This is a genomic window from Dialister succinatiphilus, from assembly GCF_928721695.1.
Taxonomy (GTDB): Bacteria; Bacillota; Negativicutes; order Veillonellales; family Dialisteraceae; genus Dialister; species Dialister succinatiphilus.
Window position 1 is genome coordinate 2,002,038 of the sequence record NZ_OV788641.1, and the last position, 21,520, is coordinate 2,023,557.

The window sequence follows — 21,520 nt, forward strand, 5'->3', positions numbered from 1 at the left end:
AACTTTCCTCTTACCGGTCTGCATCAATGAGGCCATATTTTCCGTCATCCCGACGATAAACGACAGCCATAGCTTCGGTTTCGGAATTGAAGAACATAAAGAAGCTGTGACCCAGAAGATTCATCTGAAGAACTGCTTCCTCCGGCGACATGGGGCTGATATTGAAATGTTTTGTCTTTACAATTTCAAATTCTGTATCCGGAGCAGAGGCCGCTTCTTTCTCCATGACGAACTGATGGCTCAGGGTATTTCTTTCTTTAAACCGTTTTGCCAGACGAGTTTTATACTTATGAATCTGCCGTTCTACCTTATCAAATACCAGATCAATCGACTTGTACATATCATCGGACTTTTCGACACCCCTGAGAATAATGCCGTCAACGAAGACAGTCACTTCACAGGTTTTTGTCATATTCGAAATGCGAAGCAGGACGTTAATCTTAATGGGCTTATCAAAGTATCTCTGAATCTTGCCTGTGTGTTTTTCTACATAAGAATGCAGTGCGTCAGTAATTTCCAGATTTTTTCCTCTAACAGTTAATTCCATATTGAAATCCCCCTTTCTTGAATAAGCTGAATGCTTATCCTTCTATAATTATTATACTATATTTCCACTAATAATCAATCCTTTCTGTCTATATAAATTAGATATCATTAAAAACTTTTATCAGTTTATAGAAACGATAGAAATAATTAAATATAAAAGGAAGAAAAATAAAGAGTGGAATGCCTTTCTGCCATTGAAAAAAGGGTAAAGCCTATGCTTTACCCTAAATTCAGATTCAGAAACTTACGCTATATGAGCTTCAGTAAGTGATCAGCCTTCAACCTTAACGTTAGCAGCCTGAGGTCCTCTTGCACCATCAATGATTTCAAAATCAACCTTCTGGCCTTCATTCAGTGTTTTGAAGCCATCAGCCTGGATAGCGGAGAAATGAACGAATACGTCGCCGCCTTCTTCTCTTTCAATAAAGCCGTAGCCTTTTTCTGCACTGAACCACTTAACTGTACCTTTCATGGAAATTCCTCCTAAAAAAATTACTACATTGCCCTTATTGGGCATAGATTTACAATACCATAAAACATTAATTCCGTCAACCGAAATGTAAAAAAGAGTACGAAAAACGGGGCGGTTTTGGCCGTCCCGTTTCCAAAATATCTGTTATGAATATCTGCATAATTATACAGGCATACCCTGACTTTAGAGCACCTGGGAAAGGAAAAGCTTTGTTCTGTCTTCCTTCGTGTGGTTAAATACTTCATCCGGTGTCCCCTGCTCCACAATGACGCCGCCGTCAATAAAGAGGACCCGGTCCCCCACTTCACGGGCAAATCCCATTTCATGGGTAACCACTACCATGGTCATGCCTTCTTCTGCCACTTCCTTCATGACATCCAGTACTTCATGGACCATTTCCGGATCCAGTGCAGAGGTAGGTTCATCAAAAAGAAGAGCTTTCGGCTTCATGGCAAGGGCCCTGGCTATAGCCACACGCTGCTGCTGTCCACCGGAAAGCTGGGATGGCTTATAGTCTGCCTTATCTTCCAGTCCTACTTTCCGGAGCAGTGACATACCGCGGTCATAGGCTTCCTTTTTGCTGATTTTACGCACCTTCATGGGTGCCAGCATAAGGTTCTGGATTACAGTCATATGGGGAAAAAGATTGAACCGCTGGAAAACCATGCCCACTTCTGTTCTAACTTCGTTAATGTTCTTTTCACCATTCACAGGCATGCCATCAAAAAACACATTGCCGCTGGTTGGTTTTTCAAGGCCGTTGATGCAGCGGAGCAGTGTACTTTTACCGGAGCCGGAAGGGCCGATAATAACGACCACTTCTTTTTCTTTGACTTTGATGCTGATATCTTTCAGAACCGTGAGATCTCCAAATTTCTTTCCCACGTGGTTGATTTCAATTAAGTATTTTTTGTCCGCCATAATTATCTCTTTTCCAGCCATGCTACTACACGAGAAATTGCCAGTGTCATAATCAGATACAGCACTGCCACGGTTGTCCAGATTTCAAAAGAGCCGTAGGTCTGTGCAATAATCAGTTGGCCTCTTCTTGTCAGTTCTTCAAAACCGATTACGGATACCAGGGAGGAATCCTTCAGCATAGCAATAAATTCATTACCCAGCGGCGGAAGAATGTTGCGTACGGCCTGAGGAAGAATCACATAATACATGGTCTGCCACCAGGTCAGTCCCAAAGACCGGCCGGCTTCCATCTGACCCACATCAATGGCCTGGATGCCTGCCCTGAAAATTTCCGATACATAGGCGCCGCTGTTGATGCCGCAGGCTGCCACAGCAGCTGCAAAGGGTTCCACACGATGTCCTGTAACGATAGGAAGGGCGAAATAAATGAGAAAGATCTGTACCAGAAGCGGAGTCCCTCGAATGCAGTCCGCATAAACAGCTGCTATAATCCGGAGGACTTTAATCTGGCAGATGCGGGCTATTCCCACAAAAAGGCCAATCAAAAAACCTATGGCCACGCTGACAGCTGTGATTTCTATCGTTACACCGGCCCCAACCAGCAGCATAGGCAGTGCATGTTCAATCAATTCAAAATTCATGGAGCAACTCCTTATCCAATCTTTGTAAAACAGTATACTTTGGGATAATACCTGTATAAGTATACCTATTTAACTATCGCCCGTCAATAGAGTCCCCGATAAATGGCCGCAAAATTTCCTTTTTTGAGGTGTATCGGGTTTTTGAATCAAGAAAAAAACGGCCGGGAAGGCCGTTTGGGCTGTAGAAAAAGTCTGGATATCAGACTGCCATGATCCCGTTGTGATCAAAATCAAGGACCAAGTACCGTGATGTGATATGGGCTGCTGCAAAGCCATTCACCATGGCAATGCCTACCTTTTCAGCCCGGTCAGCCGGAGCAAAGGCAATAATGGTGGGACCGGAACCAGAAATGGTAGCGCCATAGGCTCCTGCCCTTTCCGCATTTCGAATCACATCGGAGGCTCCGGGTATAAGATTCAGCCTATAGGGCACATGAATCACATCATCAAGCCCCAGTTTCAGATATTCCGGTTTCTGATACATGAAAGCAGCCATAAGGAAAGAAACAGCGCCAATATTGTGAACGGCATCGCTCCGTGGATAGCTGTCCGGTAAAACGGCCCTGGCTTTTTCGGTATGAAGTTCAAAGTCCGGAATGGTGACCACGGCTTTCCAATGGGAGGGAATGTCAATACGCTCAGCTGTTACATTTCCATCTTTCAGAAGGGCCATGCAGAATCCTCCCAGTATGGCAGGGGCTGCATTATCGGGATGCCCTTCCATGGCAGCGGTTATATCAAGAATTTCCTTTCTGTTAAAAGGCTCGCCCATAAGCATGTTGGCCAGAAACACGCCGGAAGCAATGGCCGCGGAAGAGGAGCCCAGGCCCCTGGCAAAGGGAATGCGATTGATAAGGTACATTTTTCCACCGGGTATGCTTTTCCCCGCCTCTCTGGCCGTTTCATCCATAGCTTTGATAATCATGTTATCAAGGCCCTCGGTAATCTGGCCAGCCCCCTCCCCTTCTGCTTCAATTTTTGTTTCTACCAGAGGAGTTCCTTCTGCCGGCACGAACTGTACCACATTATAGAGGCCAAGAGACATGCCGAGGGTATCAAAACCACTGCCTATGTTGGCAGTCGTAGCCGGAACTCTTACGATGTATGTCTTATTTTCTGTCATCTTCCATTACCCTCACAACATTGGCTACCTGACGCATGCAGGGCAGCACCTGCAGTGCTTTTTCCACGTGGATGATATTTTCACGGGGTGTTTTTTCTGTAATAATCATAAGCTCTGCCGCATCCTCAATCCGGCTCTTCTGCACCACTTCCTTAATGCTGATGTCGTTATCGGCATAGGCGGAAGCAATCTGGGAAAGTACACCGGTCACATCGTCTACGATGAGGCGGAAATAATAGGAGTTTTCCAGCTTGAGGGAGGAGTAGAAAGGAATCCGCTTCGTTTCTGTCAGCATCATACCGGTACCGGTGGAATGATTCAGAATATGCTTGGCTGTACTGATTACATCCCCCATCACGGCACTGGCCGTGGGGAGAGAGCCGGCCCCTTTGCCATAGAACATGACATCATCCACAATGTTTCCGGTCACATAAATTGCGTTATAGGACCCTTTGACAGAGGCCAGCGGATGGCTTCTGGGCACGAAGGCGGGATATACATTGAGGGCAATCCCATTTTCCTGACGGATGGCTACGGCCAGAAGCTTGATGGTATATCCCATTTCGCTGGCATACTGTACATCATTCTGGGAAATCTTTTCAATACCTTCCACCAGCACGTCGTCAAAAGTGACATTGGCATGAAAGCCGATGGATGCCAGAATGGCCAGTTTCCGGGCAGCATCATAACCTGCCACGTCATTGGTGGGATCTGCTTCAGCATACCCTTTCTTCTGGGCCACCCGGAGAGCATCGCCATAGCTGACACCGCTGTCATCCATATTGGAAAGGATGAAATTGGTGGTACCATTTACAATCCCTACAATGCTTTCAATTTCATTGGCTGCCAGAGAATCATGGAGGGGCCTTAAAATAGGAATACCGCCGCCTACGCTGGCCTCGCAGCTGAAGTTTACATGATTTTCCATAGCAGTATGCATGATTTCCGGTCCAAAAAGGGCGACCAGGTCTTTGTTGGCGCTGACTACATTGATATGATGATTCAAAGCTTCAAAAATATATTCCTTGGCCGGATGAATGCCTCCCATGACCTCGATGATAATGTCAATGGATGAATCCGCTATAATGTCATCAAAGGAGGATGTCAGATGAATCCCCTGCAGAAGATCCATATCCCTGTATTTTTCCGGGTGACGAACCAGCACATGACTGATGGTGAAATGACAGCCGATGGAATCTTCCATGATTCTGCTGTTTTTTCTTATCGCTTCAGCTACACCGCTGCCTACTGTGCCAAATCCAAGGAGTGCAACATTAATATTTTTCATTTAAATTCTCCTCCTAATTTCATGGTCAACGACTGGATTCCCTTCATTTCTTTCAAGGATTCATACAAAGATTCAATATCATCGGCCGATTCTTTCGTTTTTAGAGTAATCACAGCGGAATACAGCTTCTCCGATATCTTTGTCCGGTTAACAGACAGGATTTCCTGTTTTTCTCTGGCAATACGCCGAAGTATTCTTCCGAACACTGCCATATCATCCTGCATGATTATCAATAATACTACAACCCGGTCCCCTTTGTCATCATCTGCCGATGCCACATGGTCTTTATATTTGTAATAGGCGCTGCGGCTCATATTGACTTTATGGACCGCTTCATTGATAGAAGCACAGGAACCATCCTTCAATAATTCTTTGACCCGAATGGTCTTCTTGATTGCTTCCGGCAGGATTGAAAAATCCACCAGATAAAATTGTTGTTCTTTTTTCATATAAGCCACTCCTCAGCCTGCAATAGACAGTGCCTGAATATAAAGAGAAGTGCCCGAAATCATCAGCTTCTCTGTAAATCTTGATAGGAAATAAGCTGTATCTTCTTTTCATCCAGGAGTTTACGTACTCGAATGGAAGTCAAGCTCTTTAATTCTTCTTCTCCTTCATAGCCCCAATGGAATGCTGCTTCCATGGCTTCCGTATCAGCCGATGGGTGGCACATGAATTCTGTCACGCCCTCTTCAAGTCTGCCCAAAATGGAAATCATGCGGTCTTCATAAAAATGCCCGCCGTACATCATACCCCAGAAATGGTCATTGGTACGGATTCCCGCTTTTCTTAAGGCTTTTCTATGGCTTCTGGCCATCAGAGAAAGGCCGTTTTTCGAAGCAAAACGGAAAAAACCTCCCGGTGCAGGGCTGAATCCAAAAAGGACCTTTTCATCTGGCACCCGCATACAGGGAATGTGATATTTCCTGGCAAGAGTCAATGTAATGGGAAAGAAATGGTTCCACATATGCATATGCTGGTGACCGTCTATATGGGTCACGGTCAGACCGGTGTCCAGAATCTTTCGAATCTGGGCATCCCATTCGCGGTATACATCGTCCATGGAGATACGACCTTTCATATCCCGCAGAATCAGTTCCATATAATTGCTGCAGAGACGTCCGTTTTCCCAGGTCAGGGAAGGAACTTCTTCCGGCGGCAGAACGGTTTTCAAACCGCCTACCAGAGTCAGATGGATACCGATTCCAATCCCCTTCATATCTCTCGCCAGTTTCACCGCCTCCTGGAAGGCATCTCCACCAGCCATGAGGGATGTACTTGTCAGTATGCCAGATTCAAAGCCTCTAAGGACAGCACGGTTCACTGCTTCGTGTATTCCAAAATCATCAGCATTCACAATTAATTTCTTTACCATAATAACCTCTTGGAAGAAGTGCTTTGATTGTTTCCCAAAATATGCTGCAGACCCATCAGCAGCAGAAAAGCAGTGGTATCACCACAGCAGATTATCAGAAATTGCTTTATCCTTCAATGAAATGAAACAGTATGACTGCTGCCGCAATGGACACATTTAAGGATTCTACATGACCAGGCAGCGGAATATACAGGTTTTCATCAGTTAGGGACAGTATGTCCTCACGAATGCCATTTCCTTCATTCCCAAAGAAGAAAACAGCCTGGCTGACAGGACCTGTTTCCTTATAGGGCCTGGCATTCTGTAAGGCTGTCCCATAGAACGGAAGTCCGGAAACCTGCTTCCATTCCTTTAAGAAAGTAATGGAAGCCCCTTCATAAATTGGCAGACGAAGAATACTGCCCATGGAACTACGAACCACTTTTTCTGCATATATATCTGTACAGCCCTCTGTCAGGATGAGACCTTTCACGCCGGCGGCGGCGCAGGTACGCAGAATGGTACCCATGTTGCCGGGATCCTGCACAGAGTCAAGAACTACATAATACCCCTTCAGAGGATGAAGAAGTTCTGAAAGATCATGGTGCTGCTTTCTGCAGAGAAGAAGAATCCCCTGACCGTGCTCCGTGCCGGAAAGGAGGTGCATCATTTCCTTATCCACAGAAAGGAAATGCCAATGAAGTCTTTCTCCCTGACTCACAAGCTCATCCACCATGTTATCAGCCAAACGGCCATCCTCGATGAAGCAGATGCAGTCCCGTACCTGCTGATTCAGCACATCGGTCGTACCGCGAAGGCCTTCCAAAAGAAAGAGTCCTTCCTTATCTCTCCATTTTCTCTGCTTCAGACGGAGAGCACATTTAATCCACCGGTTGCTCCGGCTGGTAATATGTTCCATGATGATCCTCTATATCTGATTCCAATATATCCAAAGCCTTTTTCAATACCTTTTCCACAGGAATGGTATCCATACGGCATTCCTTTGTACCCGGATGATCGGCCATAATCACATAGCTGTCCGGATTGCCATAGGGACCGCTCCTGTCAGGCAGTGTGGGTCCAAAGAGAGCAATCAGGGGCGTATGCACTGCATTGGCAATATGAAGAGGCCCTGTATCGCTGGAGATATGAAGGGAAGCCAGTCTTTCCAAGGCAGCCAGCTGAAGCAGGTTAGTCCTGCCCATCAGATTGACCGTGCAGGGAGAAGGAGACATATCCTTGATCCGATTTCCCATATCCATTTCTCCTGCCGTGCCGGAAATGACGTTATAAATCCCACGTTCTGAGAGCGAAGAGGCCAATTCTCCCCAATAAGACAGGGGCCACTTCTTCTGCTCTCCTCTGGTTCCCGGTACAAGAACCACATAGGGACCCACGATCCCTTCTTTCTGGAGAAGGTCCTTCACCTGAGAAAGCTCTTTTTTATAATCATGAATAGGAAATTCGATTTCAGAAACATCACAGCCCAGGTAGCGCATCACATCCAGAAGCTGCTCGATAATGTGGCCTTTTTTATGAGGGCCGGAAATAGGACGGCTGGCAAGGAAACTTCCTTCCCTCCCGTCCTGATAGCCGATGCGTTCGCTGCAGCCGGAAAGGAAGGAAATGATCCCGCTCTTTGCAATCATCTGCAGGTCAATGACCAGATCAAAATGACGGGCCTTGAGATCATGGTGTACCTCCCTCAGGTATGAAAGCTGGCGTATCCGTTTCCTGTCCACCAGATAGATTTCATCAATCCATGGCTTTCCCGGAAGAATGCCTGCAAAGGACGGATGGACTGCCCAGGTAATTCTGGATTTCGGATAGGCTTTCCTTAACACATAGAGAGAAGGCAGGGCATGAATGATATCTCCCAGAGAGCTCATTTTTATAATCAGAATATTCTTATAGTCTTTTTTCATTTTAATCCTTTATGGGAGGCAGTACTTTCCGAATGAAGGTATCCAGGTTTCCACCGGGAAATAAAAATCCCTGGATACCTGCTCTCCGAGCTGCCTCTATATCTCGTTCGCCGTCGCCAAAAAGGAAGCATCGATTTCTGTCAAGGCCATACTTGGACAGGGCTTTCAGAATCATGCCCGGCGCTGGTTTCCTGCAGCTGCACACCTTGTCATAACGGGACACCGGTGCTCCCGGAAGATGAGGGCAGTAGAAAAATTCTGTAATCCGGCCGCCGTATTTCCCGAATTCCTCATTCATGGCCTGATGGAGGCGGACTACATCCTCTTCCCCATAATAACCCCGGGCGACTCCGCTCTGGTTGGTGACTACAAAAAGGAGCCATCCTTCCTTTGTCAGACGACCTGCCGCTTCTCTGGCCCCCTTGACCCAGCGGAGCTGATCCATGGAATGAACATAGCCGTCATCTTCATTGAGAACGCCGTCCCGGTCAAAAAAAATCGCTTTTTTATTCATTGCTTCCATTCCAGATCATCAATCAGCTGGCAGATGATATGAGCAGAAAGCATATGGATTTCCTGAATTCTGGCAGTCACATCATCAGGCACTACCAGCACTCTGTCACAGAGTGATACCATATCCCCTCCCGTTTTACCGGTGGAGCCGATGGTAACAAGGCCCTTCTGACGGGCTGTTTTCAATGCTTCATTGACATTTCTGCTATTGCCGCTGGTAGAAATCCCCCAAAGGACATCGCCTTTGTTTCCAAGTCCTTCGACCTGCCGGGCAAATACCCGGTCGTAACTGTAATCATTAGCTACTGCCGTCAGGATGGAGGTATCCGTGGTCAGTGCAATCGAGGGAAGGGATACCCTTTCATTATGGAAACGACCCACAAATTCAGCTGCTATATGTTGGGCATCGGCAGCACTTCCGCCGTTGCCGCAAATCAGGATTTTATGGCCTTCTGCCAGAGCCCTGCGGCAGATGTCCGCCATATCCAGAATCACGGGAAAAAGAGTTCTACTTTTCTGCAGCACTTTTTCATGATCGTTAAAAATTGACTCTATGGTTTCAATGTTCATTCTTATCTTCCTTTGCCGGAGAAACAGAATCGGTCTTTTCTTTATGGTTTTTCATCAGTGTTTCCAATTCACTCATAAAACTTCCAATATCCTTGAATTCCCGATATACAGAAGCAAAACGGACATAGGCCACCTGATCCAGATTTTTTAATTCATTCATCACCAGGTTGCCGATTTCCACAGAAGAAACTTCATGCTTCAACTCATTGCGGATTTTCTTTTCTACCCTTTTTACAATTTCCTCAATCTGGGCTGAAGAAATGTTTCTCTTTTCGCAGGCACGAATCAGGCCGCTGCGAAGTTTATTGCGGTCAAAAAGCTCACGGCTGCCGTTTTTCTTAATGACGCGAATAGGGACCTGCTCCACCGTTTCATAGGTAGTAAAGCGCCGTCCACAGGCAAGGCACTGGCGCCTCCGGCGGATAGAAGCCCCGTCATCGGTATCCCGGGAATCAGTAACCTTCGTATCAGGACTGCTGCAATATGGGCATTTCATAATCGTTCTCCTTGGAAAGATGGAAACGGGAAACGGAAGAAATCACCTGCTTTAAATAATTCCTCCCCTTCCCAAATCGGAAGAAAAAGCCACACTGCAGCTGCGGTGTGGCTTTCTGTGTATCGACTGTCCCTTCGGCGGACTTTTCCTGTACCATGCACATGCATCAATCCAGCCCGGGACTGTGGAAGTAAAAACTCTGATGAAAATTTTTACTTTCTCAGAAATTCAGGAACCGCGATGCCCGGTGTCGGACGTACAGCATTGCTGAAACGGCTTCCGCCGGCGGGAGATGGAGACTTCTTCTTGTCGCCGAAACCGGTAGCAATAACAGTAATCTTCACTGTGTCATTATCAAGATCCGGGTCTACAGAAGTACCCCAGATAATATTGGCATCCGGATCAGCAGCTTCCGTAATAATCTGGGAAGCTTCATTGATTTCAAAGAGGCCCAGATCTTCATTGCCCGTAATATTGATGATGATGCCTTTGGCACCTTCAATGCTTCTTTCCAGGAGCGGGCTGTTGATAGCCATAGTTGCGGCATCGCTGGCACGGTTATCGCCGGTGCCGATACCAATACCCATGAGGGCATCGCCCTGGTCACTCATAATGGTTCTTACATCGGCAAAGTCCAGGTTGATAATCCCCGGTACAGTAATCAAATCGGAAATGCCCTGGATTCCCTGGCGGAGAACATCATCGGCCGTCTTGAAAGCATCTTTAATGGAGGTTTTCTTGTCAATAATGCTCATCAATTTATCATTTGGTACCACCAGAATAGCATCTACATTCTGCTTCAGTCGTTCAATGCCTTCAGCGGCATTCTTAGCTCTTACTTTTCCTTCAAAGCTGAAAGGCTTTGTGACAACGGCAATGGTCAGAGCCCCCAGTTCTCTGGCGCACTGCGCTGCTACAGGAGCAGCACCGGTACCGGTACCGCCGCCCATGCCGGCGGTCACAAATACCATGTCAGCGCCGGTTAAGGCTTTTGTCAGATCCTCTCTGGATTCTTCCGCAGCCTGTTCGCCTACTTCCGGTTTCGCTCCGGCACCAAGACCTTTGGTCAGTTTTTCACCAATCTGAATTTTTGTTTCCGCTTCAGATTTATTCAGCACCTGAAGTTCTGTATTGACAGCGATGAATTCAACGCCCTTTACTTCTTCATCAATCATACGGTTGACAGCGTTGTTTCCGCCGCCGCCTACACCGATTACTTTAATTTTAGCAATTTCAGACTGTTCCATGTTCGCTCCTCCTTTAGGATCTTCTGCGTCATGAGATTGACTCGTTTTTACATTATTCATATTAGCAGTCATCTTCTTCTCAATCATATCTTACATTGTACAATACTTTACGCAAGTTCGCTACATTTATCAATAGAATAAGAAAGATTTTTGTTTATTTTTTGAGCTTTATAAAAGGCGAGGCTAAATTGGCATCCAAATATTCCACAGAAAGGCCTCTGGCCTTGACATCGCCTACCATGTTTTCCGCCAGGCGGGCCTGACCAGCCATGTCACTGCCATTTCCCAGTTTCACTGTTATACCGTCCCTGGTATAGGCCTTGATATCCTCCGGATTTCCGATGTTGATTTCAGAAAATACCTTAAGACCTTCCGGAGACAGATGGTTCAGGAAATCCAGGGCCTGGTCTATCTCACCGCCGGCTATCGAATCGCCAAGGAGAAGGTTTCCCAGTCTCTTTCCTGTAATGAGCGGAACATTGACTTTTTTGATGGACTGGGTCGAATCCATGACTACGCCATCTTTATCAAGAAAAACATAGCCGAATTCATCCTGAACAATGGCCAGAGGCACCCGATCCGTTACATTCACCTCAAGAACAAAGGGAAAGCGGCGGCCCACGGAAACAGTAGATACCCGTATATCTCTGGAAAGCCTTTTTTCCAGATCCGATGAGCTGATCTGGAGGACATTCACGGGCTGACGAATTCGCCCTTCAAAAATCACATCATCCGTAGTCAGCACTTCTGTCCCCTCAAGGTCTATATAGCCAAGAGGTATGGGAAGAAAGAAAAGAGAAAGTCCAATCACTGCAAGAACTCCCAATCCTCCTGCTGCATAGGCCTTTCCTTTGAACCGGGGCCTTTTAAGCCTCTTCCCGGGATTTTTTTTTGCCGGATGCGGAGGCGGCGGTGTCTGTTCTACCGGCACCTCTTGGGTCGACGGGGTCGTTTTTCCGCCATGCTGCTCTTTCAGAAAATCATTAAAACTTTTAAAATTATCCATAGTTATGACCTGTCAGACTTTATCAAGGCCTGCTTCCATCAATATCATTTCGCAGAGTTTCGGGAAAGAAATCCCCTGGGCTGCTGCCGCCTTTGGCACCAGACTGGTCGATGTCATGCCTGGAATGGAATTGGCCTCCAGCACAAATGGATGTCCCTCTTTGTCGGTTTTGAAATCAAAACGGACGGCACCGCTGCATTCGCAGATACGGTAGCCTTTTTCTGCAATGCGGCTCATGGAAAGGGCCAGTTCTTGCGAAATGGGAGCCGGTACGATGTAATCAGTGGCGCCCTTGGTATATTTGGAATGGTAGTCATACTGCCCGGAATGGGGGCAGATTTCAATCACAGGAAGGGCTTTGCCGTCAATGACGGACACCGTGAATTCATGACCACCCAGGTAATCTTCCGCCAGTATGCGTCCCTCCACTTTAAAGACCCGATCCACCGCAGCTTTCAGGTCTTCTTTCTTTTTTACGATTTCAATGCCGATGGTGGAACCTTCGCAGGCCGGTTTCAATACCATGGGGAATGAAAATTCCGAAAGAATATCGGAAATCACCTGCTCTTTTCCGTCCTTCAAAAAATAGGGATGGGAATGAGCCATGGGCAGACCGGCCTGTTTGAACAGATGGCTGCTCATGATTTTATCCATAGTAATGGCAGAGGAAGTGACTCCGGAACCGGTATAGGGAATCCGGGCCAGTTCCAGCACGCTCTGGATGGTACCGTCTTCACCATATTTTCCATGAAGGGCAATAAATACCACTTCTGCTCCGGCGGCTTTGAGATTTTCTACCACATGATGGGGATCATATTCCATGGGAATCACATGATAGCCGATAGATGCCAGTGCTTCCGCAATGGCGGTGCCTGTATTCCTGGAAACTTCTGCTTCCGTCGATGGGCCGCCCATAAGAACGACTACTTTGGTTTCTTTATTTATCACTTGGCATTCCCTTTTCTTTCAATAATGCAATCAGTTTTTCGCTTACACCGGTAATACTGCCGGCACCCATGGTAATCACCATATCTCCCGGACGGATAGAGTCATAAAGCGCACCGGCCACATCTTCCAGCTTATCCACATAGCGGATATCCTTATGCGGAAGCCGTGCCCTGACGGCATCCGGGATGAGATGACCATCGACACCGGGAATCTTTTCCTCACTGGCTGCATAAATATCCGTAAAGAAGAGAACATCCGCATCATCAAAGGCTTCGGCGAATTCGTCTTTCAAAAGTTTGGTCCGGGAATAGCGGTGGGGCTGGAAAGCGCAGAGAATTCGGTGATTTCCCGATTCTCTGGCCGCTTTCAGCGTTGCCTTGATTTCCGTGGGATGGTGGGCATAATCATCCACAATCCAAAGGTCTTCCGTCCTCAATTTCGTTTCAAAGCGCCGTTTGACGCCATGGAAATGGGAAATGGCCGCCGCTGCTTTTTCAAAGGGAATCCCGCAGTACAGAGAAGCTGCAAGGGCCCCCAGGGAATCACGCACATTGTGGAGACCCGGCACCTGGAGACGCACGGTTCCCAGCACCTTTCCTCCCTTCACCGCTTCATAACAGAGGAGGCGGTTTTCATATCTTGGATTCACCGCTCTAAGGTCCGCCTTTTCATTCAGACCAAAGGTGAATACCTTTTTGTGAACGGAAGGAAGAATGGCCCTGACCCCTTCACTGTCCAGGCAGAGAAATGCAGCTCCGTCATCATAAGAAATATGATTGACAAATTCAGCAAAAGCTTTTCGTATATTTTCCACACTGCCATAATGATCCAGATGGTCATCTTCGATATTGGTCACTACGGTGATGTAATTTTTAAATTTCAAAAAGGAGCCGTCGCTTTCATCGGCTTCGGCGATGACATACTCTCCTTTGCCGCAGATGGAATTCCCGTGGATATAATCAGCAGCGGCGCCCAGCACGATGGTCGGGTCCATGGCAGTTTCGTAAAAAATCTGTCCCAACATGCCGGAGGTGGTGGATTTCCCATGAGCACCGGCTACAGAAATCCCCTTCCCTGCCAGAAGAAGGGCAGCCAGCACATCAGAACGGTGGAAAACAGGAATCTGTTTTCTCCGTGCTTCCATCAGTTCCGGATTATTTTCAGAAATAGCGGAAGAAATGACAACGCATCCCTCCCCTTTCACATGGGATGCATCATGACCGATAAAGATGGAAGCTCCCCTCTTTCTGAAATTTTCAAGCACCGGGGAATCAGCCATGTCAGATCCTGAAACGGAATACCCTTTCTCCAGAAGGATTTCGGCAAGGGCACGCATACCCATGCCGCCGATACCGATAAAATGAAAATTTGTATATTCTTTTAAATTCATCTCATTTACTCCCTTTTTCAGCCAGTTCAAGAGCCAGACGGGCAATATCCCTGCCGGCATGAATTCTTCCAAGCCCGGCGGAAGCGTCTGACATGCTGTGCAGAGCAGCAGGCGTATCCTTCAGGTAGGTAATATCCTGGATCAGCTCCTTATCGGTCAGATATTTGTCCACAATCATCCTGGCTGCTCCGGCAGCCACAAAAACCCGGGCATTGAAAGTCTGGTGATCTTCTGCAGCATAGGGATAGGGAATCAGGATAGCCGGAAGGCCCCTGGCTGCCAGCTCTGCAAGGCTTACGGCGCCGGCGCGGCAGATAATCAGATCCGCTGCTGCCAGAGCCCTTGGCATATGGTACTCATATTTGATAATCCTTCCTGCTTTTCCTACCCTGCCTTCTTTATCCGCATGCACTTTCTCTATTATTTTATCATATTCCAGAGTGCCCGTAACATGGTAAAGGCAGAGATGATCATCATTCTTAAAATAGGCATGAACACCGGCCATGGCGTTGTTAATCGACCGGGCGCCGCGGCTTCCTCCGGTGATAAGCACCATGAAGGTATCAGGTGAAATACCGAGCTCCCTTCGGGACTCCTCCCGTTTGGCTTCAATAATATCAGGACGGATAGGATTTCCTGTGTATATACATTTCTCGGGACGGGGAAAACGAACTTTCGCATCCTCATACCCCAATGCAATGGTATCTACTACATGAGAAAGGATTTTATTAGTAATCCCGGGAATCACATTCTGCTCCTGAATGAGGGTAGGAATATGGGACAGGGCGGCCGCCATCAGGATAGGACCGCACACGTATCCCCCGGTACCGATCACCACATCGGGATGAAAATGCTTCAAAATGGACCGGGCCTTGAAGAGACTGCCTGCTGTCTTCATAAGGATAGAAAGATTTTTCAGTGTAAAGGACCGTTTCAGTCCATAGGCCGGAATGGAAGCAAATTTATAGCCTTCCTTCGGAATGATTCTTGATTCCATGCCATTAGGAGTGCCTACAAAAAGAAATTCCACATCATCCAGTTTTGACAGTTCTCTGGCAATGGTAATGGCAGGGTAAATATGACCGCCTGTGCCGCCGCCGGATAGTATAACTCGCTTCATGACTGCTCCCATCAGGTAAGACTTTTAACAATACGCTTGAAATCCATGCCTCGTTCTTCCATATTGTGATACATATCAAAGGAAGAGCAGGCCGGCGAGAGGATGACGATATCCCCGGCTTCCGCCAGCTGCTGCCCCTTCAGTACTGCTTCTTTCATGGAAGATACCCGGTAAATGGAAGACACGCCGGCTGCTCTGGCCGCTTTTTCAAAACGGTCGGCTGCCGCTCCCAGAAGAATCAGATGTTTTGTATGCTTTTTGACATCTTTCATGAAATCTTCCAAAGGCGTTCCCTTATCGTAGCCTCCGGCAATCAGGATAACCGGCTTGTTGAAAGCGCTCATACCCTTAATGGCAGCATCCGTATTGGTGGCTTTAGAGTCATTGTAGTATTCCACATCACGCAGTGTCCGTACATATTCAATCCGGTTAGGAAGGGACGAAAAATCCTTCATGGCAGACACGATCACATCCACCGGAACGCCCCCTTCATAAGCCAGGAAGGACGCAGCCAGCACATCGTCATAGTTCTGCATGCCCTTCAGCTTCAATTCCTTCACAGAACAGAGACGGATTTCCTTTCCCTTTCTGCGAAGGACCAGTGTATCTCCGTCCAGGAAGGCTCCTTCCTCCACTTTATGGGATGTGGAAAGAAGGCATACATGGGTGTGGGTTTCCGCCTTCTTTTTAAGGGCAGGGGTATAGGCATCATCATCATTTAACAGAAGGCAGTCGGAATTGTCCATATTTTCAAAAATCCGGGCTTTGGCTGCCACATAGGCTTCCATGGTATGATGCCGTTCCAGATGGTCCGGCGTAATATTCAAAATCACAGCAGCTCTGGGCTTGAAGGTTTTAATAAATTCCAGCTGGAAGCTGGATACTTCTGCCGCAATCACACCATCAGCAGGCACCAGTTCCGCTTCCCGGCTCAAAGAAATGCCAAGGTTTCCTGCCAGGGCGAAAGGTTTACCGCTTCTGCTTACCATACTCCCCAGAAGAGTAGTGGTAGTGGTTTTCCCGTTGGTGCCTGTAATGGCAAGGATTGGCGCCTTTGTGACGCGATAAGCCAGTTCCACTTCGCTGATAACGTCAATATGACGGTTGAAAGCTTCAGATACAATGGGATTTTCCCTTGGAATCACCGGAGAAACGACCACCGTATCCACCCCGTCCAGAAGATCGACGGACTGCGGCCCAAACCGGAAAACAGCTCCCAGCGCAGTGAGTGCCTCTTTTTCCTTTTTATCATGAATAGAATCTTTTAAATCGGAAATCAGTACCTTCACATCGTGGCGCAGAAGGACATGGGCAGCTCCCAGTCCGCTGATACCGGCGCCAAGAATCAATACACTTTTCATAATTTTCCTCCCGTGGAACCGGTCTTTGGCGGAAGCATCCATGCCTCCTCAAAGATCGGCGTGAAAAACGGATTATAATGCCCGGATTGCCAAAAGAAGACTCACACAGGCAGCAATTCCTTCGAAAATCCAGAAAGCCCATACCACATGGACTTCACTCCAGCCGGACAGTTCGAAATGATGATGAAGGGGGCTCATTTTGAATACCCTTTTTCCGGTCAGCTGGAAGGAAGCCACCTGGATAATGACAGAAAGAGCCTCCAGCACAAAAATCAGGCCCAGAAAAATAAGAAGAAGCTCTGTCCTGGTCATCACGGAAATACCGGCAATCGCACCGCCCAGGGCCAGGGAACCGGTATCCCCCATGAATATTTTAGCCGGGTGGTAATTAAAGAACAGAAATCCGATACAGCTGCCGGCCAGAATGATGATGAAATATCCCAGATCATTGAAACCGGTCATGTAGCAGAACATGGCATAGGCAGAGAAAGCAATGACGCAGCATCCCGAAGCCAGTCCATCAAGACCGTCAGTGAGGTTCACCGCATTGGATGCGCCCACAATAACAAGGACCACGAAGGGATAGTACAAAAGGCCGATGGAAATATCCGTATGGGTAAAAGGAATAGCTATGGAATAGGGCAGATGAAGCGTATCCACGACACCCCAGCAGAAAAGAACGGCTAGGATAATCTGGCCAAGCATCTTCTGCTTTGCCGTAAGGCCCAGGTTTCTTTTCTTTTCCGCCTTGATAAAATCATCAAGAAAGCCAAGAAGGCCATGGCCCAGCGTAAGAAATAAAAGCCACAGAACCGAGGGGTCAATCATTTTATTGAAAATAACCACCAGCACTGCGGAAAGAAGCATGAACAGTCCGCCCATGGTAGGAGTACCGCTCTTAATCCGGTGAGACTTCGGTCCTTCTTCCCTGATGGACTGACGAGCCTTTAATTTTTTCAAAAGCGGAATGGCAAAAAATCCAAGAATCACGGTAAGCACCGCTGATTCCGCCAGATAAATCAAATAATTACTTTCCATCCTATGCTTTTTCTCCCCTCAAAATAGCAGGAATCCTTTCCATATGCATGTAATGGGAACCTTTCACAAGCACCACATCACCGGGCGCTGCCATCTTCATCAGTTTTTCCGCTGCTTCCTCGCAGGTATCGCAGGTCACGACATGCTTCATGCCCCCCTGTTCTGCGCCTTTAGCGAGGAAACGGGAAAGCGGTCCCACCGTAATCAGACCGTCAAATCCGATTTTTCCGGCTTTCACTCCTGTTTCATAATGCAGTTTTTCTTCAAAGCGGCCCAGTTCGCCCATGTCCCCCAGCACAAGGAAATAATGGTTCCCTGCAATCTGCTTCGCAGAGCGGAAAGCCATTTCCATGGACAGCGGGTTGGCATTATAAGAATCGTCAAGAACGGTGATGCCCCCTATGTTTACCACAGACTGCCGCTGATCGGCAGGGCGGAACTCACCGAGAGCCTTTTGGATTTTTCCCGTATCCACGCCAAGCACCCGGGCTGCAGCTGTAGCAGCCAGGGCATCATATACATTATGAATGCCGAGAAGGTGAAGTTTCACCTTGAAGGCTTCGTCAAAGCAGGTACAGGTATAGCGGGTATCCGCTTCTTCGAAACGGACATCGCTGCCCCGTACCGTATACCGGCCGTTCATACCGTAGCGGACAATCCGACCTGCAAAGCCCTTCCCCATAACGCTGACTCGTTCGTCATCGCCATTCAGGATAGCCGTGCCATCGGCAGGAAGTGCATCAATCAGTTCTTTCTTCGCTTTGGCAATGTTATCCTGGCTCCCCAGGATACCGATATGAGATGTCCCTACATTGGTTACGACCCCCATAGTGGGAGAAGCAATGGTGCAGAGCTCTGCAATCTGGCCAAAGCCCCGCATGCCCATTTCCACCACGCACACCTCTGTTTCGGCAGTCATAGAAAGAAGGGTCATGGAAAGACCGATTTCATTATTGAAATTCTTCTCCGTAGCGGTCACATGGAAACGGGTGCGGAGGATGGACGTAATCATGTCCTTGGTGGTAGTTTTTCCGTTGGAACCGGTGACTCCGATTACGGGCACGTGAAAACGCATCCGGTGGAAATGGGCCAGATCTTCCAGACCCTTCTTTGTGTCTTTCACCAGAAAAACGGATACATGGGCATCTATATCCTTCCCGTAGGAAGCATCAGAAATTATCACTGCCGATGCCCCGGAAAGAACCGCTCGTTTCAGAAATTCATGACCGTTGAAATTTTCACCAATGAGAGCGATGAAAAGTTCGCCCCGGGAAATGGTACGGGTATCAGTACTTACCCCCTCCACAAAGGCGTCCTCTCCCTTCTGCAGAAGAGATGCACCTGTGGCCTTTTCGATTTCCTCCAGTGTAAATGATGCCATTTTATTTCTCCTTCAGTTTCAGTGCCTTTCTGGCTTCTTCCCTGTCATCAAAATGAATGGTTTTGTCCTTTAAAATCTGGTAATTTTCATGTCCTTTACCGGCAATCAGCACAATGTCTCCCGGCTTGGCCAGTTCAATGGCCCGGCAGATGGCGCTCCTACGGTCCACAATGACTTCATAGGAAAGGGAGGGCTTTTCCTTCTTCACTTCCTCCACGCCGGCGGCTACTTCCTTCACAATGGAAGCGGGGTCCTCGGTGCGCGGATTGTCACTGGTTACCAGGGCAATATTGGCATTCCTGGCAGCAATGCGGCCCATAATGGGGCGCTTCATCCTGTCCCTGTCGCCGCCACAGCCGAAGACGACAATAATTCGTCCTTTTGTAATTTCCTCTGCCGTGGTCAGAATTTTTTCCAGTCCGTCCGGTGTATGGGCATAGTCCACCACCACCGTAAAAGGCTGCCCTTCATCAATCAGTTCAAAACGGCCGGGCACGCTCTTGAAGTCTCTCATCCCCTCCACAATGGTTTCCATGGGAACTCCTTCAGAGAGGCAGGCGCCTACTGCGCCAAGAGTATTGTAAACGTTAAAACGTCCGGCCAGTCTGGTTTCAAAATCATAATCCTTTCCCTCATAGGTCACTTTAAAGGAAGATGATTTCCCGGTGAAATGAATGTCATGGGCGTAAAGATCTGCTTCAGGATGGATCATGCTGTAGGTATGAAGAGCGCAGATATTTCTATCATCCACCCCTTCTTCCATTACGTGGGCATAGGGATCGTCCATATTGACCCAGGCAGACTTGCCTTTCTTTATCTGTCCTTTAGCTGATACCATATGGAAAAGGATAGCCTTGGCCTTTGCATAATTATCCATGGTCTTATGGAAATCCAAATGGTCTTCCGTAAGGTTGGTAAATACGGCATCGTCGAATTCACAGCCTGCCACACGGCCAAGGACCAGGGAATGGGAAGAAACTTCCATGCACACGTACTCCACCTTTTCCTCCGCCATGCGGGCAAGAATGCGGTCCAGATCGATCACATCAGGCGTCGTATTGTGGGTTGGGATTTCCTTATCACCGATGAGGGCATGAATGGTACCAATGACACCGGTTTTATGGCCGGCATGGTGAAGAATATGAGCTGCCACATGGGTGGTGGTTGTCTTCCCGTTGGTACCGGTCAGGGCGATCATGCGCATTTTCCTTGTGGGATAATCAAAGAAAAAAGGTACCATATCTTCCATAGCCTTCCTTGTATCTTTGACATATACCACAGTCACAGAAGACGGCACATCTATATCCCGGGAAGCCACAATGGCAGCAGCACCCTTTTCTACAGCTGCCTTGACAAAGTCATGACCATCCACATGGGCACCGGAAAGGCAGATAAATAAACCACCTTCCACCACCTTGCGAGAATCAGCTGTTACATCTTTAATTTCAACATCCGCAGAACCCAGCACTTTCTCCACCGGGGTCATACGAATCAATTCTGATAATGTTTTCAAAATGAATCACCTCTGCATAATTTTCAATTAAGCGTCATTATTTATGATAGCTTAAATCCCCTTGAAGCACAATAGCGGCCTTAAAAAAAGGCCGCTGATTTTATAATTCTAATTCACTTTTTACGCAGCCGGCGCTTTCAGAGCAGCCTGCGCCGATTCCATGACAAAATGAATCAGTAGGTCTCTTAGCAGCTACCGAACTGCCTTCTTTGCCGGAGCAGAAACTGCTTTCGCTGCCGCGCCGGCCTTTTGTGCTTCCACACCGCCATACACATTACGCACGGGAAGGCGCATGCCCAGCTTTGTTTCTGCCAGTTTCTGTATGCGTACCGGCGCATTGAGCCTTGATACCTCCAGTTTCAGCACTGAATTTTCTTTTTCCAGATTCATTACTTCCGCCCGTACCTGCTGCATATGATATTCCGCCTGCACATTGACGCCATTTAAAATGGTGCTTGCCAGGAAGGGCATCAGAATCATGATAATTCCCAGAATGACATTATGAAATAAACTGCGAGATGAAGATTCTTCCCTCTCCCTTTGCCGGGGAACAGCAATGTCCTGAGGCATGGAAGCCATATAATCCATCATTTGTACATTCTGCGATATCATAAAACATCTCTCCCCATGCAGGAAGCATCCTTTAAAGACCCATAATTTCAAATAA

At 47.6% G+C, this 21,520-nt stretch carries 23 protein-coding genes; all 23 read right to left on the reverse strand.

The genetic code is table 11. The features are described 5' to 3' along the window. Window positions 1-10: 10 nt before the first annotated feature. The 23 genes from hpf to NW747_RS08550 all read right to left on the reverse strand — a co-directional run bounded on the left by hpf (window position 11) and on the right by NW747_RS08550 (window position 21,444). On the reverse strand, window positions 11-547 hold the full coding sequence (gene hpf, locus NW747_RS08440) for a ribosome hibernation-promoting factor, HPF/YfiA family (RefSeq protein ID WP_008859115.1): 537 nt from the start codon (window positions 545-547) through the stop codon (window positions 11-13). Window positions 548-817: 270 nt separating this feature from the next. Then, window positions 818-1,018, reverse strand: a complete 201-nt coding sequence (locus tag NW747_RS08445) for a cold-shock protein (protein ID WP_008859117.1) — start codon at window positions 1,016-1,018, stop codon at window positions 818-820. Window positions 1,019-1,201: 183 nt separating this feature from the next. Beyond that, on the reverse strand, window positions 1,202-1,939 hold the full coding sequence (locus tag NW747_RS08450; protein WP_008859118.1) for an amino acid ABC transporter ATP-binding protein: 738 nt from the start codon (window positions 1,937-1,939) through the stop codon (window positions 1,202-1,204). Between the two features lie 2 nt (window positions 1,940-1,941). Beyond that, a complete protein-coding gene (locus NW747_RS08455) occupies window positions 1,942-2,580 on the reverse strand; it encodes an amino acid ABC transporter permease (protein ID WP_008859119.1) in 639 nt (212 codons plus the stop codon). A 199-nt stretch (window positions 2,581-2,779) separates the two neighbouring features. Continuing rightward, window positions 2,780-3,703: a homoserine kinase gene (gene thrB, locus NW747_RS08460; RefSeq protein ID WP_008859120.1), complete on the reverse strand. Its 924-nt coding sequence runs from the start codon at window positions 3,701-3,703 to the stop codon at window positions 2,780-2,782. Then, on the reverse strand, window positions 3,690-4,991 hold the full coding sequence (locus NW747_RS08465; RefSeq protein WP_008859121.1) for a homoserine dehydrogenase: 1,302 nt from the start codon (window positions 4,989-4,991) through the stop codon (window positions 3,690-3,692). Before NW747_RS08465 ends, thrB begins: the two co-directional genes overlap by 14 nt. Continuing rightward, entirely contained in the window at window positions 4,988-5,440 is a 453-nt protein-coding gene (locus tag NW747_RS08470; protein WP_273186814.1) for an amino acid-binding protein, read from the reverse strand. The genes NW747_RS08465 and NW747_RS08470 overlap by 4 nt, the downstream gene beginning before the upstream one ends. Window positions 5,441-5,502: 62 nt before the next feature. After that, entirely contained in the window at window positions 5,503-6,366 is an 864-nt protein-coding gene (locus NW747_RS08475) for a ChbG/HpnK family deacetylase (protein WP_273186815.1), read from the reverse strand. A 106-nt stretch (window positions 6,367-6,472) separates the two neighbouring features. Then, window positions 6,473-7,264 carry a TrmH family RNA methyltransferase gene (locus tag NW747_RS08480; RefSeq protein ID WP_273186818.1) on the reverse strand — a complete coding sequence of 264 codons (792 nt, stop codon included), beginning with the start codon at window positions 7,262-7,264 and terminating at the stop codon, window positions 6,473-6,475. Then, entirely contained in the window at window positions 7,227-8,270 is a 1,044-nt protein-coding gene (locus NW747_RS08485) for a glycosyltransferase family 9 protein (RefSeq protein WP_008859125.1), read from the reverse strand. The genes NW747_RS08480 and NW747_RS08485 overlap by 38 nt, the downstream gene beginning before the upstream one ends. Before the next feature lies 1 nt (window position 8,271). Further along, window positions 8,272-8,784 carry a D-glycero-alpha-D-manno-heptose-1,7-bisphosphate 7-phosphatase gene (locus NW747_RS08490; protein ID WP_273095025.1) on the reverse strand — a complete coding sequence of 171 codons (513 nt, stop codon included), beginning with the start codon at window positions 8,782-8,784 and terminating at the stop codon, window positions 8,272-8,274. Further along, on the reverse strand, window positions 8,781-9,353 hold the full coding sequence (gene gmhA, locus NW747_RS08495) for a D-sedoheptulose 7-phosphate isomerase (protein WP_008859127.1): 573 nt from the start codon (window positions 9,351-9,353) through the stop codon (window positions 8,781-8,783). Before gmhA ends, NW747_RS08490 begins: the two co-directional genes overlap by 4 nt. Further along, window positions 9,343-9,849 (reverse strand): transcriptional regulator NrdR, encoded by a 507-nt coding sequence (gene nrdR / locus NW747_RS08500; RefSeq protein WP_273095028.1) that lies wholly within the window; start codon window positions 9,847-9,849, stop codon window positions 9,343-9,345. Before nrdR ends, gmhA begins: the two co-directional genes overlap by 11 nt. Window positions 9,850-10,061: 212 nt before the next feature. Then, window positions 10,062-11,096: a cell division protein FtsZ gene (gene ftsZ, locus NW747_RS08505; RefSeq protein ID WP_008859129.1), complete on the reverse strand. Its 1,035-nt coding sequence runs from the start codon at window positions 11,094-11,096 to the stop codon at window positions 10,062-10,064. 154 nt (window positions 11,097-11,250) lie between these two features. Continuing rightward, window positions 11,251-11,922 carry a cell division protein FtsQ/DivIB gene (locus NW747_RS08510; RefSeq protein ID WP_273095030.1) on the reverse strand — a complete coding sequence of 224 codons (672 nt, stop codon included), beginning with the start codon at window positions 11,920-11,922 and terminating at the stop codon, window positions 11,251-11,253. 192 nt (window positions 11,923-12,114) lie between these two features. Next, window positions 12,115-13,050, reverse strand: coding sequence for a D-alanine--D-alanine ligase family protein (locus NW747_RS08515; protein WP_273186821.1), 936 nt, complete (start codon window positions 13,048-13,050; stop codon window positions 12,115-12,117). After that, complete coding sequence (murC, locus tag NW747_RS08520; RefSeq protein WP_273186824.1) at window positions 13,040-14,440, reverse strand: UDP-N-acetylmuramate--L-alanine ligase; 1,401 nt, start codon at window positions 14,438-14,440, stop codon at window positions 13,040-13,042. Before murC ends, NW747_RS08515 begins: the two co-directional genes overlap by 11 nt. A 1-nt stretch (window position 14,441) precedes the next feature. After that, window positions 14,442-15,560: an undecaprenyldiphospho-muramoylpentapeptide beta-N-acetylglucosaminyltransferase gene (gene murG, locus NW747_RS08525; protein ID WP_273095035.1), complete on the reverse strand. Its 1,119-nt coding sequence runs from the start codon at window positions 15,558-15,560 to the stop codon at window positions 14,442-14,444. Window positions 15,561-15,571: 11 nt separating this feature from the next. Further along, window positions 15,572-16,921 (reverse strand): UDP-N-acetylmuramoyl-L-alanine--D-glutamate ligase, encoded by a 1,350-nt coding sequence (murD, locus tag NW747_RS08530; RefSeq protein ID WP_273186826.1) that lies wholly within the window; start codon window positions 16,919-16,921, stop codon window positions 15,572-15,574. A 72-nt stretch (window positions 16,922-16,993) separates the two neighbouring features. Beyond that, window positions 16,994-17,959 (reverse strand): phospho-N-acetylmuramoyl-pentapeptide-transferase, encoded by a 966-nt coding sequence (gene mraY / locus NW747_RS08535; protein ID WP_008859135.1) that lies wholly within the window; start codon window positions 17,957-17,959, stop codon window positions 16,994-16,996. Window position 17,960: 1 nt separating this feature from the next. Further along, complete coding sequence (locus NW747_RS08540; RefSeq protein WP_273186829.1) at window positions 17,961-19,340, reverse strand: UDP-N-acetylmuramoyl-tripeptide--D-alanyl-D-alanine ligase; 1,380 nt, start codon at window positions 19,338-19,340, stop codon at window positions 17,961-17,963. 1 nt (window position 19,341) lies between these two features. Then, window positions 19,342-20,853 (reverse strand): UDP-N-acetylmuramoyl-L-alanyl-D-glutamate--2,6-diaminopimelate ligase, encoded by a 1,512-nt coding sequence (locus NW747_RS08545; RefSeq protein WP_273186832.1) that lies wholly within the window; start codon window positions 20,851-20,853, stop codon window positions 19,342-19,344. 192 nt (window positions 20,854-21,045) lie between these two features. Continuing rightward, window positions 21,046-21,444, reverse strand: a complete 399-nt coding sequence (locus NW747_RS08550; RefSeq protein ID WP_273186835.1) for an FtsB/FtsL family cell division protein — start codon at window positions 21,442-21,444, stop codon at window positions 21,046-21,048. Window positions 21,445-21,520: the final 76 nt, after the last annotated feature.

Coding starts and splice junctions, on each gene's coding strand:
- hpf (WP_008859115.1), bottom strand. CDS start 547: ATGGAATTAACTGTTAGAGGAAAAAATCTGGAAATTACTGACGCACTG.
- NW747_RS08445 (WP_008859117.1), bottom strand. CDS start 1,018: ATGAAAGGTACAGTTAAGTGGTTCAGTGCAGAAAAAGGCTACGGCTTT.
- NW747_RS08450 (WP_008859118.1), bottom strand. CDS start 1,939: ATGGCGGACAAAAAATACTTAATTGAAATCAACCACGTGGGAAAGAAA.
- NW747_RS08455 (WP_008859119.1), bottom strand. CDS start 2,580: ATGAATTTTGAATTGATTGAACATGCACTGCCTATGCTGCTGGTTGGG.
- thrB (WP_008859120.1), bottom strand. CDS start 3,703: ATGACAGAAAATAAGACATACATCGTAAGAGTTCCGGCTACGACTGCC.
- NW747_RS08465 (WP_008859121.1), bottom strand. CDS start 4,991: ATGAAAAATATTAATGTTGCACTCCTTGGATTTGGCACAGTAGGCAGC.
- NW747_RS08470 (WP_273186814.1), bottom strand. CDS start 5,440: ATGAAAAAAGAACAACAATTTTATCTGGTGGATTTTTCAATCCTGCCG.
- NW747_RS08475 (WP_273186815.1), bottom strand. CDS start 6,366: ATGGTAAAGAAATTAATTGTGAATGCTGATGATTTTGGAATACACGAA.
- NW747_RS08480 (WP_273186818.1), bottom strand. CDS start 7,264: ATGGAACATATTACCAGCCGGAGCAACCGGTGGATTAAATGTGCTCTC.
- NW747_RS08485 (WP_008859125.1), bottom strand. CDS start 8,270: ATGAAAAAAGACTATAAGAATATTCTGATTATAAAAATGAGCTCTCTG.
- NW747_RS08490 (WP_273095025.1), bottom strand. CDS start 8,784: ATGAATAAAAAAGCGATTTTTTTTGACCGGGACGGCGTTCTCAATGAA.
- gmhA (WP_008859127.1), bottom strand. CDS start 9,353: ATGAACATTGAAACCATAGAGTCAATTTTTAACGATCATGAAAAAGTG.
- nrdR (WP_273095028.1), bottom strand. CDS start 9,849: ATGAAATGCCCATATTGCAGCAGTCCTGATACGAAGGTTACTGATTCC.
- ftsZ (WP_008859129.1), bottom strand. CDS start 11,096: ATGGAACAGTCTGAAATTGCTAAAATTAAAGTAATCGGTGTAGGCGGC.
- murC (WP_273186824.1), bottom strand. CDS start 14,440: ATGAATTTAAAAGAATATACAAATTTTCATTTTATCGGTATCGGCGGC.
- murG (WP_273095035.1), bottom strand. CDS start 15,560: ATGAAGCGAGTTATACTATCCGGCGGCGGCACAGGCGGTCATATTTAC.
- murD (WP_273186826.1), bottom strand. CDS start 16,921: ATGAAAAGTGTATTGATTCTTGGCGCCGGTATCAGCGGACTGGGAGCT.
- mraY (WP_008859135.1), bottom strand. CDS start 17,959: ATGGAAAGTAATTATTTGATTTATCTGGCGGAATCAGCGGTGCTTACC.
- NW747_RS08540 (WP_273186829.1), bottom strand. CDS start 19,340: ATGGCATCATTTACACTGGAGGAAATCGAAAAGGCCACAGGTGCATCT.
- NW747_RS08550 (WP_273186835.1), bottom strand. CDS start 21,444: ATGATGGATTATATGGCTTCCATGCCTCAGGACATTGCTGTTCCCCGG.